The organism is Vibrio sp. Y42_MX_L11 (assembly GCF_024181785.1).
GTDB lineage: Bacteria > Pseudomonadota > Gammaproteobacteria > Enterobacterales > Vibrionaceae > Vibrio > Vibrio diabolicus.
Genome location: NZ_JAMZAP010000001.1, coordinates 17,315 through 36,241, shown reverse-complemented (window position 1 = coordinate 36,241; position 18,927 = coordinate 17,315). Strand labels below are relative to the sequence as shown.

Genomic DNA, 18,927 nt, shown 5'->3' with positions numbered 1-18,927 from the left:
GGGTAGTGCTCCTTTTGCATTGCCTTTTGTCGGTTTTTTTATGGCAAAGTAACTGACTTGTAGTTATTTATTGATTAAATGTTACTTGGAATGCAAAAAAGAGTTTTGCCTGAATCGTAGAGCAAATTAGAAAATGTGATGTTGAGAATTGGAAATGGGTAGAAAACTACCCATTTGTTTTATAGAAATGTTATTAGCCTTGTGAGCTGCGTTGTTCCTCTATTCGACGGGAACTTGCAGAGGCTCATTAGAGATTTTTTCAGGCTCTTTTACTGCAACGATAGGCTCTTGAGGACCAAGAAACTTGGGCTGCGTATTAATAATGTAGAGGTCTAAAAAGGCTTTCACACGGGCGAGCAACTCTCGAATACGCATTGATGTTTTTTGTTTGTTTGTCGTAGGTCCTGCTACCGCAAGACACTGCGCATCAATGTTGTAAGCATCGGCAATAAACAGCGCTCGCTCACAATGAAAGCGCTGAGTCACAATCAGAAAGCGCTCCGAAGCAAAAATCTTTTTCGCCCTCACAATCGAATCTAGAGTACGAAAGCCAGCATAATCAAGGTGAATCACTTCCTCAGGCACGCCGGCTTTAAGTAAGTCGCGTTTCATCGTCCACGGTTCGTTGTAGGAGCGATGGGCGTTATCGCCACTCAATAAAAACTGTTTTACTTTGCCTTGGTTGTAAAGCTCAATCGCCGCATTAATACGATGAGTGTAGTAAGTGTTGAGGATCTTACCGATGTATTTACTGGTACCGAGAACCACAGCAACCTCATGTTGAGGTATTTGTTCGTATTCAGTGAAAATGCTTTCTTTGGCTTGTAAAACCACCCACCGGTCGATGGCAATAACAGAAACAAGCAGACTAAGTACAGAGATCGACAAAATCAAAGCAAGCCGCTTCCAGGAAAATTTCAGCTTCCACTTTGATCTTATGCGAGAAAACAACAAAACGTTTTATATCCTTAACTAAAAATGTAGTTCTCATCATATCTGATAGAAACAAAAAGAGAGAAGCCCATTTATGCCAAAATCTGGTTAGGATGATAAAAAAATAAAAGCCCCTACATGGTAGGGGCTAATTATTAAACGAAATGTCTCAAGCTTAAAACGCAGTGCGTTTGTAACGACGGTAAACCGGTTGCCAGAACGATTGTTCAATCGCTACGTTTAATGCTTCATCAGTAATTTCTAATGCCACACCTTGTTCGATTGCCTTCTTACCAACAGCAAACGCGATCTTTTTCGATACCGAGTGAATCTCTTCCAACGGTGGAAGTAGTGCACCACGACCGTTGATTGCTAGAGGAGAGCATGTTGCGAGCGCACGGCTCGATTCCATTAGCATTTCGTCGGTGACACGTTTTGCGTTTACAGCAAGTACACCAAGGCCAATGCCAGGGAAGATGTAGCTGTTGTTACATTGTGCAATAGGGTAAGTGCGACCTTCATGAACCACAGGCTCAAATGGGCTACCTGTTGCAACCAGTGCTTCACCATTTGTCCAACGAATGATGTCGTTCGGTGTCGCTTCCACGCGGCTTGTTGGGTTAGACAGTGGGAAGACAATCGGACGCTTACAGTGTTTATGCATTTCTTCGATGACTTCTTGGCTAAATAGGCCAGGAGCACCAGAAACACCAATCAGTACCGTTGGTTTGGCGTTACGCATAACGTCGAGGAGTGAGAAGCCATTTCCTTCATTTTCCCACTCTTTCGTATTGGTATGTTTCTGCACCAGGCGTTGTTGGAAATCAAGAAGGTTAGGCATACCTTCTTGTAACAGACCCCAACGGTCAACCATGTAAACTTGTGAGCGAGCTTGCTCGTCAGAAATCCCTTCCGATACCATTTGTGCGATGATCGCTTCTGCGATACCGCAACCAGCAGAGCCAGCGCCCAAGAAGGTGATACGCTGTTTAGACAGCTGAGTGCCTGCTGCTTTACAGGCGGCAAGTAGAGAGCCAACAGTAACGGCCGCCGTGCCTTGAATATCATCATTGAAGCAGCACACGCGATCTTTGTAACGCTCAAGAAGAGGCATCGCATTTTTCTGAGCAAAGTCTTCGAACTGGATCAAGGCATCAGGCCAACGGCGCTGTACTGCTTGAATAAACTCTTCTACAAATGCATCGTATTCTGCACCCGTAATACGAGGGTGACGCCAACCCATGTACATCGGATCAGCTAAACGTTGCGGGTTATTGGTACCCACATCAAGCACGATTGGTAGCGTGTAAGCAGGGCTGATACCACCACACGCGGTATAAAGTGACAGTTTACCAATAGGAATACCCATGCCGCCGATACCTTGGTCACCCAAGCCAAGGATACGTTCACCATCTGTCACAACAATCACTTTAACGTTGTGGTTTGCTGCATTATTCAGCAAGTCGTCAATACGGTCACGGTTCGGATATGAAATGAATAGACCACGACCACGGCGGTAAATGTTAGAGAAGTTTTCACATGCTGCGCCGACAGTTGGCGTGTAGATGATAGGCATCATCTCAGAAATGTGGTTTTGCACTAGGCGGTAATACAGTGTTTCGTTGGTGTCTTGGATATTACGCAGATAAATGTGCTTATCCATATCGCTTTCGAAACTCTTGTATTGCTGGTAGGCACGTTCCACCTGCTCTTGGATTGTTTCGGTAGACTCTGGAAGCAAGCCTTCTAAGTTGAATGAACTACGTTCTTCAGCAGAGAATGCACTGCCTTTGTTCAAAAGAGGGGTTGCTAAAAGAGCCGGACCCGCATATGGAATATATAGTGGGCGTTTATCGTTGTTCATTGGGTGCCTTATGTAGGGTTGAAGGATGCGCACCAAATTTTAACGGGTTCACCATTTAGTTGTAAACATGCGTTGATGCACATCAATGTAATGTCGCAAAAAAACTCAGATACCGCCGAAAATATCGGCAATATTGGTTGTTTAGAGATACCTAAAGCAGGATTTTTTTACTTGGGTATAATGTTCTGCATCATCAAATCAAATCCAATTTCTATGTTTCAACTACCTATCGACAGCCTGCAAGCTGAGTTTGACCAACATGTGAACCAAAACCATCTCGTGGTGGAAGCCGAAACCGGGTCAGGTAAATCTACCCGTTTGCCTATGTGGGCGGCAAAACACGGACGCGTGCTGGTTATTGAACCACGTCGAATTGCTTGTACCTCGCTGGCTGAATATCTTGCGGAGCAATCTGGTGAGCCAATAGGTCGCAAAGTCGGTTACGCGATCAAGCTTCATGCCTACTTTGATGAAAAAACCGAAGTTGTATTTGTGACTCCGGGAGTCGCACTGCGTTGGTTTGCGGAAAACAAGCTAGCAGGCTTCGATATCGTGATAGTGGACGAATTTCACGAGCGACGCTGGGATATTGATCTATTAACCGCAATTTTGAAGCAAGAAAATCAACATCGGTTGATCGTCACTTCCGCTACGCTGGAGGGCGAAAAGCTAGCGCGTTACCTGAATGCGAAGCGTCTGCGATCTGAAGGGCGTTGCTTTCCAGTCACGGTGACACATCGTTCCACAGACAGCCGCTATTTACCGAACAAAAAGGGATGTGAACAGGAGGTTGTCGGAGCGGTAAAAGAGGCACTGAAAGATGAAGATGGCGATATTCTTGTTTTTCTCCCAGGACGTAAAGAGATCACCCAATGTGCGCAGATGCTACAAAGTTGCGGCGATGTCATGGTGGTCAAACTTCATGCCTCGGTTAGTGATGAAGAACGGCACTGCGCGTTAACTACGCAAAAACAACGAAAAGTCGTATTGGCAACCAATGTTGCGGAAACCTCCTTAACGATACCTAACATCCGAGTTGTCATTGATAGCGGCTTAGAGCGTCGAACCATTCAACGTAACGGTCGCACAGCGTTAACGCTGACCCACATTTCTAAGGCCAGCGCCGCGCAGCGAATGGGGCGGGCGGGCCGTGTTGCTGAAGGGGCTTGTATTCGTCTATATGGTGAACACGCGCCTTTAGAATTAGTGACGCCTCCAGAATTGCACAGAGAAGAGCTCGTCGAGCCCATGCTGGCAGCGGCTTGTTGTGGATACCGTCTTTCAACACTCGATTTTCTCGACTCAATTCCTCCAAAGTCGCTAGAGGCATCTCATTCGACGTTGTTATCTATGGAAGCGATTGATGAGGATGGCAATGTCACGCAGCACGGGAGAAAAGTATATCCACTACCCATTGATGCACTGTTTGCCGATCTTGTTACCAGAATTCAAGCGAAGACAGAGAAGGAAGCAATGATTGACTTGGCAGCAGCATTATCTGTGCCTGCGCAACTCTATCAGCGACAAAGTGGCGAAGTCGCCGAGCTTCTATCTCAAGAGGAGCCATACGGATGTGATGCCTCTTTGCTTATCCGTTTGGTTCGGGGGGAACGACTTCCGGGCATTGTCATTGATGCCAGCGCACTCGAAGAGGCACAAGGTTTAGCGAAACAAATGCGAGAAGTATTTGAATTACCGGAACTTGACGTTGCCTCTCGATATAAACGTGAAGCGCTCTTTTTCTCCATCGCCTCATTGCACCCTGAGCTTGTGTTTGTCCGACGAGCTCGTCGAAGAGATGCTCTAGGAAATGGCGTAGTCGAGATGCTGGTTGGGCGTAACAGCCGCTTTCCTGATAAAGAAGAAGCGGCCATCGTGCTAGATAGCCATAGCGTGCCAGGACGAGGTGTTAAGCAAACACTAAACCTCGCATCGGTCATGATGCCTATCCCGCTGACGTTGTTACGCGAACTTGAATTTGGGGAGTGGCAACAAGGTGAGACTAATTATGAAGAAGAGACGCCAAGAGCAACAATGCATTTGGTCTACGCCGGGCGAACAGTCTGTTCTGAACACCAAGCGTTACAAGGTGATGTTGCTGTTCAGTCTATTGTCGAAATGATAGAAGACGAGACACTGTTACCAGGTTTTGCTTCTCAAAGAAAACAACAAATCCAACACTGGAAACTCTACAACGCATTGGGCCTTAATGTCGAAGAAGAAGAAGAAGAGGTTAACGACTTGGCCTCCTTGACATTTTCTAGCTGGTTAAAGGATCAGTTGGAAACATTAGGCGTTGAAAATGTCGATGATATGGCGTTGTTTGAACCGGAAGACTTAACATTTAACGGTGTTCCAGAATGGGAATACGACGATTTCACGGAGCAGTACCCTTTAGAACTTTCGCTGCCAGAACTCCAACTGGATGTTGAGTATTATGCGTCTCGCAAACTGGTACAGGTCGTTTATCGAGAGGGAAACCGTAAGGGGGATCCAAAGCGTTGGGAGCTGCCACGCTGGGCTGGTTGGAAGATACAGTATAAAAAGGCCAGTCGAGTGATTGATGTGAAGTAGGTAGGCGGATGACGTTGTGACAAGAATTGATATTTTCTTGGTGAATCTATAATGATTTCATATTGATAGCGTTACTTACGTGTTGTTTTTAGTTTCTTAATTGAAATATTAATCAATTGAATGCTTATATATGGCGAAGCTGTACATCAGTTGTTACAAAGCTGGTTTTAATATTTCCTTTTGCATGTAAATTAGTGCATAAAAGACGAATGTTTTATATCCCATTGCTATATCAAAACAGTTGAACGATATTTGGTATATCTCATTTTCGAGTGTCGGGGGCATAGAATGGATCAACAAGGAAAGACGTGCATTGAATTCGACTACACTAGCTTTTTAGGGGCGACAGGTAGTAAAAAATGGACCTTCTTAGAGGCATTTGCCACCATCGCGCCCATTTTCGGTTTGATGTGGAAACAGAACATTGCGGAATTGAGCAAGCCTGAAGATCGGCTGTGGGATGCCGCATTAAAATCGATGTCTTCTCGTAAAAGTGATGAATCCAATTTGGTCCGCTTAACCCAGCTAGCTAAACATGAAGGGATCAATGAATTGCGAGTCGTTATGCCATATTCGCTCGATGTTCAGCAAATCGAGTACATAGAATCTCGCAGTCAGTTGAAAGTGGACACGTCAGAACAAGATGTTCTTAACATCAAGTTTTAGGCTGAGTATTTCCACTTCATCGATGTACTACTTAACAATAGTGCAATGAAAAGCGACCTCAAAGTAGGTCGCTTTTTTATTTTGAGGTTTTTGTCACAGGTCTTAGGAAGTGTGATGAATATAGAGTATTTGCACTTAAATTAACAAAAATGTAACGTTTGGAAATGCAATTGTCATAACTAGCTTCTAACTTTGTGTTTTTAGGACAAATTACCGACTAAGTGGTTGGTACTGTAAGTTCGAATTAACGTCCCTTATTGGCATACAAGGATGATTGAGTCACCACGTCATTTGGGCATAAAAACAAACACAATAAGAAAGGAAGTCAATATGTCTTTGTCTCGTCGAGACTTTATGAAAGCTGCCTCTTCAACGGCGATTGTTACCGGGCTGGTGGGCTGTGGTAGCGATGCTAGTGAATCTGTTGCGGTTACCTTTGAGCACGGAGTGGCGAGTGGAGATCCTACTCAAACACAAGTAATCATTTGGACTCGTGTTACGACCTCAGCAAGCTACGCAGATGTAAGCTGGCAAGTTTCATCTAACGAAAATTTTACTGATATCGTGCAAAGTGGCACTTTTGCCACAGACACGAGCCGAGATTTCACGGTAAAAGTCGATGTTCAAAATCTCAACGCAAATTCTCGCTACTACTATCGATTCATGGTTGGAGATGTCACTAGCGAAGTCGGGCAAACTCAAACATTACCAAAGGATGGTGTAGAAAAGGCATCCATGGCGGTTGTTTCTTGTGCAAACTATCCTGCAGGCTATTTCCATGTGTATCGAGAGATCTTAAATCAACATGAACAAGACCCGTTTGATGTGGTGCTTCATCTCGGTGATTACATTTATGAGTATGGTGCTGGTGGCTACGCTAGTGAAGATGCTGAGGCACTAGGGCGAGAGCCAAGCAAAGGCACTGAATGTATTACCTTAGATGATTACCGAAAACGGTATGCGCAATATCGCCAAGATGCTGATCTGCAAGCGTTACATGCGAGCCTACCAATGATTGCTGTCTGGGATGACCATGAGCTTGCAAATGATACTTGGAAAAATGGTGCGGAAAACCATCAAGAAGAGGAAGGCAGCTTTAATGATCGTCGTGCAGCTGCGGCTGCCGCGTGGACAGAATGGTTGCCCGTTCGTGAAAACACTTTCTCAAATATGCTGATTTACCGTCAGTTTTCGTTTGGAAGTTTAGTCAATTTGATGATGCTCGACACGCGACTTGTGGGGCGTGATAAACCGTTGGATTACTTCTCGCTCAGCTCACCAACGATGGAAGCGATTGGCGGTTTAGTTGCTCAGTCGCGCAGTGAAGACCGAGAGCTGTTAGGCGCTGACCAACTCGCTTGGCTGATGGATGCGTTCAGTACGCACGACGCAACTTGGAATGTGCTAGGGCAACAAGTGTTAATGTCTCGTATGGAGCTGCCAAGTTCGGTTATGACCGCTATGTTTCAATTGTTTACTGCCACTGAAGAACAAAAAACAGAGGCGTTATTAGCAGTAAACTCTGCGATTACGGGTTACCTCTCTGACCCAAGTTCAGATACCATTTCTCTCCCGTATAACCTAGATGCATGGGATGGTTACTACGTTGAGCGAGAGAAAGTTTATCAACTGGCCAAAGCCAACAGTGGTAACTTTGTCTGCTTGGCAGGAGATACGCACAACGCATGGGCAAGTGAGCTGAAAGACGTATCTAAGCATCCTATCGGGATAGAGTTTGCAACTAGCTCGGTGAGTTCCCCTGGGCTAGAGGCCTACCTAGCGTTAGATCCTGTTGCGATCGCTCAAATGGAATACACGTTGCCGCACTTAGTGTCAGAATTACAGTGGGCAGACATCAAACAGCGTGGCTTTATGCGCGTTACTTTTACGCCCGACAAGGCAGAGTCGACCTGGTATTTCGTATCAACGATTAAAGACAAAACATATCAGGTGACGACTAAGTCAGCCTCTACAACAGATGGCACTACGTTAAATATCGGCTAAACTGAGCCTAATACGAAAAAAGTCCGCAAGCTAGTGCGGACTTTTTATTGGAAAGCGTTTAGCAATCTAGCGACAGTGCTAGTCAATCAATCCGTATTCTTTGCTCAGAACTTCGATGATTTCCGCTTTCGGATTCTCACTCAAATGAATCGGCTTGCCTGTAATCTTCTCGGCAATACCAATGTAGGTGCTCGAAATCGCCATCAAAGATTCGACGGGTAAAGCATTATCACGAGCGAGTGCTTCGCGCTCTGGCATACGTTCTTTGTTTAGCAAGATATCTGGGTCAGGGAAGTGGTTAAGTAGGAACTGGCGGAAACCTTCTTTTGAGTTCTCTACGATGTGACCTGCTTGGTACTCTTTAGCATCCCATATACGAGACGAGTCTGGTGTACCCACTTCATCCATGTAAATCAGCTTCTCATTGCCAGCAGCATCATGAACATAACCAAATTCGAATTTGGTATCGACAAAGATTTGGTCGATTTCTTCTAACGCTTGGCTGATAACGTTAAAGCCTTCTTTCAGCAGTTTTTCGTAGAGTGCGATATCGTCAGCGCTTGAGAAGTTAAATTCTTCGTAGTTGTCTACGATATTTTGACGAGTAATATTAACGTCATCCGCTTCTAGCACACCGGGAATACCTTTTAGAATGCCTTTTGTGGATGGGGTCATGAGCAACTCTGGCAGTGCTTTGTCTTTTCCTAACCCTTCAGGAAGTTGGATTCCACAAAACTCGCGCTCGCCATTTGCGTAAGCGCGCCACATCGAACCCGTGATGTATTTGCGGCAGATGGCTTCGATTTTTACCGGTTTGGCTTTTTGTACAATCCAAACAAAAGGGTGAGGAATGTCTAGAATGTGGCTATCTGCTAAGCCATTTTCTTTGAATAGTTTGAACCAGTGATTAGAAATCGCATTAAGCGCAGCCCCTTTACCAGGGACACCATTAAGACCACCTTCAGCATGCCAAATACAATCGAATGCAGAGATTCGGTCGCTAATCACCATGATAGCCAAAGGCGCATCTGGAGCGACATCGTATCCTTTTTCTTTGATCAGTCGGGCGCTGTCTTCTTCAGTTAACCAGTAAACTGAACGAACTTTTCCGCTATGAACGGGTTTATGGGTGCGAATTGGCAGGTCGTCATTGACGGCAAGTACTTGATTAGCAAGGCTCATTGCGACATTCCTATCATCTTAATCAAACGTCAGAAAGAGAAGATATTCAGCAAAATGTGGGCGCTGAATAAATCGAATGTGGGCATCATACCAGAACTATTTTAACTCGCCAGAGAAAAAGCAAACGTTTGCCTGTTTTCTTTAATACAAAAAAAGCCCCCTTAAAAAGGAGGCGAGATGCAGGATGGATAACGTCGAACTTATTAGTGGTACTTATTAACTCTGCCTTCGACGAAAAAGACTTCACACTGATAGCGTTGCGCCATGTCGTGCAACATCGATTGATTCATAAGTGCAATTTTATTTGATGCGACAACAGCACTGGCATTACCTGATCGGATGGCTTTGATCACGATCTCGACTTCTGAAAGCTGTTGAGAAGGCTTCATTTGAATCACGTTTCTACAGCAAATATTAGAAGCAGTGAGTTGTTCAAAGTCTGGGCGAGGGCAGTCTGCTGTAAACAAAATCCATTGTTTCTGCTGCGATAAAACTGCCAGCTTAGATAGAAGCTGATCCGAAACGGCCATGGGCTGAGTTGCTTGTGCCAATACGTTGTAACGAGAGTATGTATGAGATTGACTTTGTAACTGCATCTTACTGTTCCTTTATACATGCTGTATGTGTATACAGTAGTTTGTTTTAACGACCTGATCAACCCGTTTCTCAAAAGTTATTTGCGGTTTTTTGAGAAGAAAATAAAAAGATTGTATTTTAAGTGTTTGAATTTATTTGGTTATTTTTTATTTCTGATATGTCTAACATCAATTTAAAAATGTGAGATGAGTAGAAAATTGGACGAGATACATACAGGGGTTCACTACTGTATATACAGGTGTTGTTTCACGGACAGTGGTTTGTATACAGTAGGAGAGGGGCTGATAACCGATGCGACATGCTATGTAGGATAGGAGGGAATACGAGATAGAGATTGGAAATAGGCTTGGGCGATCAAAAAAGCGCCTTAAAAGGCGCCCTTGAAAATCAGTTCCGTTGATTCCGTCTTGCTTAGCTCGCTCGTTGCAATCGTTCGCGCATTTGCAATTCGCCTTGGTTAAATAGGCGCACGTCGATTTTTGCCATGTCGTAACAAGCTTTACATGAGTAATGGTGCTTGCCATCTAAATAATCGTGACGAGTTACAAGACTAGGTTTTTTACACCAATCACAGGTGCCTTCTTCAGTGAACATTGATTTTCTCCCCACCTAGATTAATTTGAGTCGTTAGGTGTTATTTTGCGCTGAGCATTATGGCATAAAAGCGAGACTTAAGTTAAATGTCTGTTAATTTGTTTGAGAGGGAGATCGATTGCGGCGCTTGATTATATAGGTCTAAAAGCATGCTAGCCAAAGTATCTTGACCTGTTTTTACTGTTTTGTAACATTTTGTGAGACAAGCTTAAAGGCATGATTGAGTCGCTTCATTTCTTCTTCACTGCCTCTTGTGTCCGGATGATAAAGCTTTGATAGCTGTCTATAGCGTAGCTTTATTGCTTGTAAATCAGGGATGTGTTGTGGTGTGTAGCCAAACATGGCGCATGCGACGCTTAGCTTATGGTTCTCTGCCTGGGTTTTGGATTTCTTAAATTCTTTGAATACTTTCTCTAACTGACGCTTCAGTTGCTTATTCGTAAACTCTAGCTCTTTAACTTTTGCCGCCATTCTCTGATTTTGGCTTTCCTCTTTGGCTTCAAGCGCTTTTCTATTCTGCTTAAGTTTCTTGATTACGAGAAAACTTAAGCCGCTGATGATGAGTATCGCCGCTAGCCAGATCAGCCATAAAAACTGCGAGTATTCTACGTTGGGTTTTGCAATTGTTGTGCTTTTCTCTTCTTGTGTTTGCTCCGCCTTTTTATCGAGTGATTTTATTTGTGAGACTTGTTTAGCTCGTAGTTGATTGAAGCGCTGCTCTAACAGTTGATTATAAGCCTGTTCTGCTGCTGGATTATGCTGAGAAGCCATTTGATACAAAGCTTCAGTCAATTGAGAAGCTGTGACCTTGTCTTGATTGTGCTGAATAAAGTTAGCGAGAAGAAAGCCACGATCGGTTGGGTCATTGAGTGCGATAGAGGTCAGCCAATATAACGCTTGTGTTTCATTTTTTTCGCCATTTATCCCTTTAGCAAAGTCGTTCGCGAGCTGTTTTTGCGCAGGGAGGTAACCTTGGTTGGCGGATTGCTCTAGCCAGTAACGCGTTTCTGGTGAGGCTTCAGCTTTGTTTGATGCCAATAATTGCTGTGCATACTCATATTGTTCTATGGGGTCATTTGGAGCTTGAGAGGCAAGCGAGTAACCAGAAAAGCTGAGGCTAAATAAGCAGAGTAGGGCAGACGTTTTGACAGACATTGATATGTCAGGCCTAACGATTATGGTTAGGCCTGCTCCGGTAATTTTTTATTATTACCGCTATGGTGCAACCAAATTACTTCAGTGGCAAGATCTGGATTTCAACACGACGGTTGCACGCACGACCTTCAGAAGTTTGGTTTGAGCAAATTGGGTTACGTTCGCCGTAGCCACGTGCAATTGCACGACCAGGTGCAACGTTTTGAGATACTAGGAATTGACGTACGGACTCTGCACGACGCTCAGACAACGTTTGGTTGTATGACTCACTGCCCGTGCTATCAGTGTAACCGTCGATAACAAGGCTGGTATCTGGGTATTCAACCAAGATGCGAGCAACACCGCGTAGCGTATTATGAATGCTAGCATCAAGCTGGTAAGAGCTTGAAGAGAAGCCGATACCATTTTCCATACGCAGTAAAAGCTGGTTCTCACCAACACGCTGAACTTGTACACCAGAGTTTAGCAAAGCGCGACGCAATTCTGCTTCTTGTTGGTCAAAGTAGTAACCAACGCCAGCGCCAGTCGCTCCGCCTGCGGCCGCACCAATGAGTGCATGCTGACGACGTTCTTTAGCGTCATCGCCCGTTGCTAGACCGATTGCTGCACCAGCGATAGCACCAATAAGCGCGCCTTGCGTGGTTGAGTTAGTTTCGTATTCACCCGTTGTTGCATTTTGGCGTTGAGTGGCTTGACAGCCAGTAAGAGCTAGCACTAGAGCTAGTGCAATAGGCATCTTTTTCAAGGGAAAATCTCCGTATAAAACTGAGGCGAAACCATGCCTCATAATGGGATGCAAATTATGAATAAGTAAGCATTGATATTTGTTATGAGAAAGTAAGATTGATAAGAGTTTCTGTAAGAAAATTCTTATCGTTACTATCACAACTTCAAAAAGTAGGTCCCAATAACATTGGAATATTGGAACCTACGTCAATCAATTGCTGCTCTGGTTATTTAGATGGATTGCCCAACATTTTACGCGCTTGCTCGCCGCCAACACCACGGTTAACGGAGACTCTTCTACCTTTTTTCAAGCCCACTTCGTAGTCTTCGGTTAGGTTTTTCATCGCTTCTTTCAGTTGCTTCTTGAAGGTTTCGCGGTCAATGTTTTGGAATTCTTTATCAATATAATCATTGATTTTGTTGGCCGACTCTTCGTCTGGAGAAATGACTGGAAGTTTCTCTATCGCACCCTCTACCCAGCCAGATACAAATGAGTTCACGCGGCGAGTCACTTCTTGAGAAGAGGTACCCGTACCTGCGAAGCTATTTCGGAATTGTCCGGTACTTTCGTTCATCTCGCGATAAATAATATCGAAAGCAAATGCAGCAAAAATCGCGCGATCTGCTTCACCGATAAACTCGACACGTTTGAGCCCTTTGTGATTCAACAACACCGCTTCAACACCGAATTTAGTGTTAATGCCGCGAATCACTCGCAATATGGTAGAACTGATATTCGCTGGTAGTAGGTGGGAAGACTGTGTTTTCCCCATTCTGATAAACTCAATATCGTCTTTATCCAGACCATATTTGAGCATGAGGCGATGTGCCATTTTGATAGCATTGGCAGCCTCATTAACATTAGCGGAATTGCCCAGTTCTAAGCACTTGGCGATTTTTTTCAGAGCTTTTTGTTTATCCATCGACAACCAGTAACGAAAGCAGAAAATTTATGAAGTCAGACATATTACCTTTTTTGACATAAAAACGAAATACAAGGTGGGAGTGAAGGTGGTTTGTGGGCATAAAAAGAAGCCCCGCAGAAGGCGAGGCTAGGCGTTTTAGTTCGTCATAATCAGCATGAAGTCGTACTTGTGTCTAAGAAGCCATTCTTCATTAAGATTAGCTGGAATTACAATCCGAGCTGGTTGAGCAAGTCATCGGCATCATCGTTTGATCCCGACGATTTAGATTCTTTCTCAGCCATATTTTTACGTGTTGCTTCTAAAATATCGTCTGGATTTTCGTCTTCTGCGATTTCAAACTCTTCTAGTTGGATGAACTCAGTTTTGTCCATCGCCAACTCTAGATAGAAAATGTTGTTGTTTTCGGTGGAGAACGTCACTCGGCGAGCTTGAGGGCGGTCAAGGTTGGTGTCAACTTGTAAGATGACTTGCTTATTCAGCGCCATCATTTTGGGCTGGTTTTGTGTGATGTTCGTTTGCAGCTCTTTACGAATTTTATTGGTGAAATCTCCAACCAGTTGGTTCATTAGCTCACCCAGAACATCTCCCACCTCGTCAGAAGTATGAGATATTGCCAGTTCTTCTTCTGGCATACCCATATTACGCATGTAGTTGGTGTAGATCTCTAATGCGGCTTTTGCCGTAAAATTAATTACGACCAGCCCGGTAAACCCGCCATCAAACAGAACAAAACAGCCAAAATCTGGCTTGAGGCTAGTCTTGTGGATTTTTTGCACCATTGCAGAGTAATTTACTTGAGAAGATGTCGCCGAAGTTAGGACGCCAGAAACAGACTGGCAAAGTTTGAGAAGGATATCTTCAGTGGTCACAATTTTATTTTTTTTCATTCTGAAAACTCATCTAGAAACGCGATTCGTTCCCCAATGTAAGGCATCAAGCGTGAAAAAATAAAGCATAAGTTTAATTATTGTATCGAGATTCTGATTTGCTCGTCTTTTTAAATGTTGTAAAGTGACGAAATTCAAAGAATATTACTTCACTTACTCTTTTGTGGTGTTTTGTTTCGCTGAACGCCAACTTGTATGAGAAGTGAGCAAATAATTACATAACCCGCAGCTGATCGGATTCAGCGTCGTAGGGGCAGGAAGCAAATGTTACCAAGATTACACTCGCAAACTGATGTCGATCCTCTTGTTCTTAGTTTTCTGAAAGAGCTTGAGCACGCCGGATTCACTGGTGATATCGAAAGCCAATATTCAAGCCGACTCGCGGTTGCCACTGACAACAGTGTTTACCAGCAACTTCCTCAGTCTGTCGTTCATCCCAAAACGACAGAAGATGTTTCTCTCCTCGGGAAACTGAGCAATAAAGAAAAGTACGAACGAATTACCTTTTCACCTCGTGGTGGCGGCACAGGGACCAATGGTCAGTCGCTAACCAAAGGTATTGTGGTGGATATGTCTCGCCACATGAACAAAGTACTTGAGATTAATGAGAAAGAAGGCTGGGTTCGTGTACAAACTGGTGTAGTGAAAGACCAGTTAAATGACGCTGTTCGCCCTTATGGCTACTTCTTCTCTCCAGACTTATCTACCAGTAACCGTGCAACGATTGGCGGCATGGTCAACACCGATGCTTCTGGTCAAGGTTCTCTGAAATACGGAAAAACATCCGATCATGTTTTGTCGCTACAAGCGGTGTTTGCTGATGGCTCAGTTTTAGAATCAGATCTGTCCAACGGCTACCCCAAAGAAGGCGAGTTTGCTGCCAAGGCGCTACGAGTGACGGAATCCGTATGTCGTGAAAAACGCCAGCAGATCGTGGATAAATTTCCTCCTCTCAACCGCTTCCTAACGGGCTATGACTTAAAGAACGCGCTAGATGAAGACGATGATCGTTTCGAGATCACACGAGTGTTGTGTGGTGCGGAAGGTTCATTGGCATTTATTACCGAAGCGAAGCTAAATCTGACGCCAATTCCGAAAGCACGTACTTTGGTTAACGTTAAATACAACAGCTTTGACTCTGCGCTCCGTAATGCACCGTTGATGGTCGAAGCGAAAGCGCTATCTGTAGAAACCGTTGACTCGAAAGTGCTTAATCTCGCGAAGCAAGATATCGTCTGGCACACCGTGAGTGATTTGCTTACCGATGTTCCAAATAAAGAGATGCTTGGCATCAATATGGTGGAATATGCGGGTCAGGACGAAGAAGAAGTTGCAGCGCAGGTTGCAGCGCTGACCGCCAAGCTCGATACCATGCTGGAAACAGAAGAAGCGGGCATCATCGGCTACCAGGTTTGTAACGATGTAGCGAGCATTGGGCGTATTTACAACATGCGTAAAAAAGCGGTGGGTTTGTTAGGCGCAGCAAAAGGTCGTGCTAAACCGGTCGCATTCGCTGAAGATACCTGTGTGCCACCAGAAAACCTGGCAGACTTCATTGTAGAGTTTCGAGAGCTGTTAGACAGCAAGTCTCTGAATTACGGCATGTTTGGCCACGTCGATGCCGGGGTGCTGCATGTGCGTCCTGCGTTGGATCTGTGTGACCCGCACCAAGAAGCATTGATGCACGAAGTTTCTGATGAAGTGGTTAAGCTGGTGGCGAAATACGGCGGTTTGATGTGGGGTGAACACGGCAAAGGTTTCCGTTCAGAATATGGCCCTGAGTTTTTCGGTGATGAGTTGTTTACTGAGCTGAGACGTGTGAAGGCGGCATTCGATCCACACAACAAAATGAACCCGGGCAAAATCTGTACGCCGCTTGATAGCGATGCAGAGTTAGTAAAAGTTACCGATACCAAACGTGGTTACTTCGATCGTCAGATTGACGTTCAAGTACGTGACAGCTTTAAGCAAGCGATGGAGTGTAACGGGAACGGTTTGTGTTTTAACTACGATACCAGCTCGCCAATGTGTCCATCGATGAAAGTAACAGCCGATCGTCGTCATTCACCCAAAGGTCGTGCGGGTTTGGTTCGCGAGTGGCTGCGTCAGCTTACTGAGCAAGGTATTGATATTCTTGACTTAGAAAAGCAAACGCTAGAAAAAAAAACATCAATCAAAACCATGATTGACCGTGTACGTCATTCTATCAATCGTCGTCACGAATACGATTTCTCCCACGAAGTGTATGAAGCGATGAATGGTTGTTTAGCGTGTAAAGCGTGTGCGAGCCAGTGTCCGATTAAAGTCGATGTTCCGAGCTTCCGCTCACGGTTTTTAAACATTTATCACTCTCGTTACCAACGTCCAGCAAAAGATTATCTGGTTGCGAACATAGAGACTATGCTGCCGATGATGGCGAAAGCGCCAGGTGTCGTAAACGGTGTTTTGAAGCAGTCGTGGGTCAAGAGCTTAACGGCTTCAACAGTTGGGTATGTCGATGCGCCGTTGTTATCAGTACCTACATTGAAACAGCGAGTAGAGTCGCTGACAACGCCTTATGATCTGCAAGCGCTCAGCGGTTTGTCTTCGTCTGAAAAGAGCAAGCATGTTTTAATTGTTCAAGACCCATTCACTAGCTACTACGACGCCGATGTTGTAGAAGACTTCGTTAAATTATTGAAAAAGCTGGGCATGCATCCGGTGCTTCTGCCATTTAAGCCGAATGGTAAAGCACAACACATTAAAGGCTTTCTACGTCAGTTTAAGGATACAGCAGCCGATACAGCGAAGTTCTTGGCGATGGTAGCGGATTTGGATATTCCATTAGTTGGTGTCGACCCTGCATTGGTGCTGTGTTATCGAGATGAATACGCTGAAGTACTTGGCAGTAAGCGAGGTGATTTCGATGTACTAACGGCCCACGAATGGCTTTACCCAAGACTAGAAGCGTTTGAAAGCGGAGAGCATAAGGCGCAGGAACCTTGGTATCTGTTTGCGCACTGTACTGAAAAAACCAAAATGCCGAATGCGGAAAAAGAGTGGGGCGCTATTTTTGCTCACTTTGGTGCGGTTTTAAATACGGTACCGGTTGGTTGTTGTGGTATGGCGGGTACGTTTGGTCACGAGGTCGATAAGTTGTCGATGTCGAAAGACATTTACAATTTAAGCTGGAAGCCAAACCTAGATAAGTTAAATAACGAGAGATGTTTGATTACTGGCTACTCTTGCCGCAGCCAAGTGAAACGCTTTGAAGGAACAAAGCCCAAACATCCCGTTCAAGCATTGTTAACTTTGTTGTAATCGGGCTAAATCAAGCCCAGTTTTACTGAGCTTTTTAGAAACCGTATTTAGACCCTTTCAAAGGATATGAATCTTGAGAAAACTTGAACTCAAAGTCCCACCTGTTGTGGTGTTTTTGTTAGTCATACTTTTGATGTACGGACTTAAAGTTTTGACGCCGAGCATGAACATTCGAGTACCCTTTGTTGAATTTGTAGTAGGTGTATTAACTTTGTTGTCTGGTTACATGGGCATTGCTGGTGTGTATGAATTTCGCAAAGTAAAAACCACAGTGAACCCAGTAAAACCTGAAGCGGCATCTTCTGTTGTAAGAACTGGTGTGTTTGCCTTTTCACGCAACCCTATGTACACGGCATTATTGCTTCTAATCATAGCAACTGGTTTGTGGTGGCAGCACTTGAGTGTGGTGCTTTGTGGCGTGATATTTGTCAGTTATATGAATCGGTTTCAAATCAAGCCTGAGGAACGTGTTCTAGAGCGATTGTTTGGTGAAGAGTATGTGGATTACAAAAACCACGTCCGCCGCTGGATTTGAGCGTCGAGTTCGGTTTCATTTGGATAAGAAGTAAAAAGAAAGCCCAACGATCGACGTTGGGCTTTCTTTTAGTAAACACGTTTTTTGTGCGCTTCTGATAGGGCAGTCGACTAGGCTGCCTTAACGAACTTTGCTAGGAATGCATCCTTACGTTCATTAAAGCGGCGTACAAGGTCGTCAACCGCTTCTTGGTCATATGGTTTCAAGCCGCTTGCAACCATGCGTTTGATGCCTTTGCCAACGACTTCACCGTCTTCTTTGAACGCAAAGTTTAAGGTGACTACCCCACGTTTGCCTTCCACGTCGAACGTTGCGCCAGTGAAATCCACTTCAGGATGCGTAAGGTCTAAGCGTGAAAATTCAACTTCCATGCTTTCATAAATAACTAATGGACGTTGGCAGTTGATCATCATTTGCTTCTCTTCCATAAGAGGAACCATGATGTGAGGGAAGTTCATGCCAGAGAATTGCACGTAATTTGTTACGACATGCTCAATAAATGCGGGATCGTGGTTAGTCTCACCTTCACGGGACATGTGTAAGTATTCTTTACCTGCCTCGTCAACAACGGCGCTTTCTTTTTCACACTTATTTTCAATATGAAGTGCTACACCATCGTTTACCATGCCAGAGAAGTTAAAACGCATCTTTTGGCTGACGCCTTCTTTACTAAGAAGCACTGCAAAAAGTAAGTCCCCAGGGACACAAAAGCGTTTGTTGTCTTCATCGTGGATTGGGTTGTAGTCACCTGCGACACGTTTTGCAAAGTGGCTTGCTTGTTCGCGAGTGAACTGAAACTGGTGATTAGTGTTTGAAAAATAAGGTGTTAGAAACATAATTTTTACGTAGTAACCAAAACTGTGTGGGATTATATGCGAATATCTGCGTAGCAATGGTCCATCCAGTGAAAACTTCACCGTATCCTAACAATAAGACACTATTTCGGCGGATAAATCGTTAAAAACGCATACTTTAGCAACGCTT

General features: G+C 44.5%; 15 protein-coding genes. 5 read left to right on the top strand and 10 right to left on the bottom strand.

What is annotated here, in order from left to right:
- Positions 1-219 precede the first annotated feature (219 nt).
- Complete coding sequence (locus tag NL643_RS00150; RefSeq protein ID WP_031780501.1) at positions 220-954, bottom strand: vancomycin high temperature exclusion protein; 735 nt, start codon at positions 952-954, stop codon at positions 220-222.
- A 154-nt stretch (positions 955-1,108) separates the two neighbouring features.
- Positions 1,109-2,797, bottom strand: a complete 1,689-nt coding sequence (locus tag NL643_RS00145; RefSeq protein WP_005395857.1) for an NAD-dependent malic enzyme — start codon at positions 2,795-2,797, stop codon at positions 1,109-1,111.
- Positions 2,798-3,010: 213 nt separating this feature from the next.
- Between NL643_RS00145 and NL643_RS00140 the strand changes: the two genes are divergently transcribed.
- The 3 genes from NL643_RS00140 to NL643_RS00130 all read left to right on the top strand — a co-directional run bounded on the left by NL643_RS00140 (position 3,011) and on the right by NL643_RS00130 (position 8,041).
- The gene (locus tag NL643_RS00140; protein ID WP_253643699.1) at positions 3,011-5,371 is read left to right on the top strand and encodes a helicase-related protein; all 2,361 of its coding nucleotides are present in this window, start codon (positions 3,011-3,013) and stop codon (positions 5,369-5,371) included.
- 288 nt (positions 5,372-5,659) lie between these two features.
- A complete protein-coding gene (locus NL643_RS00135) occupies positions 5,660-6,037 on the top strand; it encodes a hypothetical protein (RefSeq protein ID WP_005377965.1) in 378 nt (125 codons plus the stop codon).
- Between the two features lie 330 nt (positions 6,038-6,367).
- Positions 6,368-8,041, top strand: coding sequence for an alkaline phosphatase (locus tag NL643_RS00130; protein ID WP_253643698.1), 1,674 nt, complete (start codon positions 6,368-6,370; stop codon positions 8,039-8,041).
- 78 nt (positions 8,042-8,119) lie between these two features.
- On the opposite strand, the gene NL643_RS00125 is transcribed toward NL643_RS00130, so the two are convergent.
- The 7 genes from NL643_RS00125 to NL643_RS00095 all read right to left on the bottom strand — a co-directional run bounded on the left by NL643_RS00125 (position 8,120) and on the right by NL643_RS00095 (position 14,108).
- The gene (locus NL643_RS00125; protein WP_253643697.1) at positions 8,120-9,223 is read right to left on the bottom strand and encodes a phosphoribosylaminoimidazolesuccinocarboxamide synthase; all 1,104 of its coding nucleotides are present in this window, start codon (positions 9,221-9,223) and stop codon (positions 8,120-8,122) included.
- Positions 9,224-9,426: 203 nt separating this feature from the next.
- Positions 9,427-9,819: a SulA-like leucine-rich domain-containing protein gene (locus tag NL643_RS00120; RefSeq protein ID WP_109168452.1), complete on the bottom strand. Its 393-nt coding sequence runs from the start codon at positions 9,817-9,819 to the stop codon at positions 9,427-9,429.
- Positions 9,820-10,231: 412 nt separating this feature from the next.
- On the bottom strand, positions 10,232-10,414 hold the full coding sequence (locus NL643_RS00115) for a hypothetical protein (RefSeq protein ID WP_005377960.1): 183 nt from the start codon (positions 10,412-10,414) through the stop codon (positions 10,232-10,234).
- A gap of 177 nt (positions 10,415-10,591) precedes the next feature.
- Complete coding sequence (locus NL643_RS00110) at positions 10,592-11,569, bottom strand: J domain-containing protein (RefSeq protein ID WP_253643696.1); 978 nt, start codon at positions 11,567-11,569, stop codon at positions 10,592-10,594.
- A 76-nt stretch (positions 11,570-11,645) separates the two neighbouring features.
- A complete protein-coding gene (locus tag NL643_RS00105; RefSeq protein ID WP_005377956.1) occupies positions 11,646-12,305 on the bottom strand; it encodes an OmpA family protein in 660 nt (219 codons plus the stop codon).
- 217 nt (positions 12,306-12,522) lie between these two features.
- The gene (locus tag NL643_RS00100; RefSeq protein ID WP_005395879.1) at positions 12,523-13,218 is read right to left on the bottom strand and encodes a DUF2786 domain-containing protein; all 696 of its coding nucleotides are present in this window, start codon (positions 13,216-13,218) and stop codon (positions 12,523-12,525) included.
- A 209-nt stretch (positions 13,219-13,427) separates the two neighbouring features.
- On the bottom strand, positions 13,428-14,108 hold the full coding sequence (locus tag NL643_RS00095; RefSeq protein ID WP_005395880.1) for a DUF3334 family protein: 681 nt from the start codon (positions 14,106-14,108) through the stop codon (positions 13,428-13,430).
- A 264-nt stretch (positions 14,109-14,372) separates the two neighbouring features.
- Between NL643_RS00095 and NL643_RS00090 the strand changes: the two genes are divergently transcribed.
- Entirely contained in the window at positions 14,373-17,408 is a 3,036-nt protein-coding gene (locus NL643_RS00090; protein ID WP_253643695.1) for an FAD-binding and (Fe-S)-binding domain-containing protein, read from the top strand.
- 73 nt (positions 17,409-17,481) lie between these two features.
- Positions 17,482-17,943 (top strand): isoprenylcysteine carboxylmethyltransferase family protein, encoded by a 462-nt coding sequence (locus NL643_RS00085; RefSeq protein WP_253643694.1) that lies wholly within the window; start codon positions 17,482-17,484, stop codon positions 17,941-17,943.
- A 110-nt stretch (positions 17,944-18,053) separates the two neighbouring features.
- On the opposite strand, the gene NL643_RS00080 is transcribed toward NL643_RS00085, so the two are convergent.
- On the bottom strand, positions 18,054-18,779 hold the full coding sequence (locus tag NL643_RS00080; protein ID WP_005395883.1) for a DUF3581 domain-containing protein: 726 nt from the start codon (positions 18,777-18,779) through the stop codon (positions 18,054-18,056).
- Between the last annotated feature and the right edge of the window lie 148 nt (positions 18,780-18,927).